This is a genomic window from Streptomyces sp. ADMS (assembly GCF_033441795.1).
Classification (GTDB): Bacteria; Actinomycetota; Actinomycetes; order Streptomycetales; family Streptomycetaceae; genus Streptomyces.
The window spans coordinates 1-482 of sequence record NZ_JAVFVX010000419.1 but is presented as its reverse complement, the minus strand read 5'-3'; the positions used below and the strand labels follow the sequence as shown (position 1 = coordinate 482).

The 482-nt window shown below is 69.7% G+C and carries 1 pseudogene; it reads left to right on the top strand.

Features of this window, described 5'->3' with window-relative positions:
- Positions 1-219: pseudogene (locus RB628_RS41355) on the top strand (hypothetical protein); the annotation flags it as partial.
- Positions 220-482: the final 263 nt, after the last annotated feature.

Here is a 482-nt window from a genome sequence, read left to right as displayed (position 1 = left end):
GACACCCGGACAACCGGTGACCGGCGACCTGACCCGGACACCGAGGAGCTGCTGGAGATAGCCCGGTCAGCGGTCAGGGCCGAGGACAAACTGACCCGCAAGGTGGTCGCCCAAGCGATCCGCGGTCAGCAGATCCCGCTGTCCAGCGACACGCTGACCGCCCTGATGGTCCAGCTCCGCCAGCAGCACGGACAGTCGGTCACCACCTCCCGGAACTGACCGCACACCACATGGGGCGGGTGACCAGCCGGACACCTCGGCCGGACACCCGCCCCTGGACACGCGCCCCACGACCTCCTGAAGGAATCGGAGAGCACTGCCATGCGTACGAACCCCGCCACGCCGGCCGAGGTGGACTCCTGGCTGACCGTCCTGCACCAGCGTGGCCACCTCCACCGCGCCGAATCCGGTCCCGACACCACCTGGACCGTGCAACGACACCGACACAGCCGCCCCTGGACCCTGCACCACCCGGTCCTGGC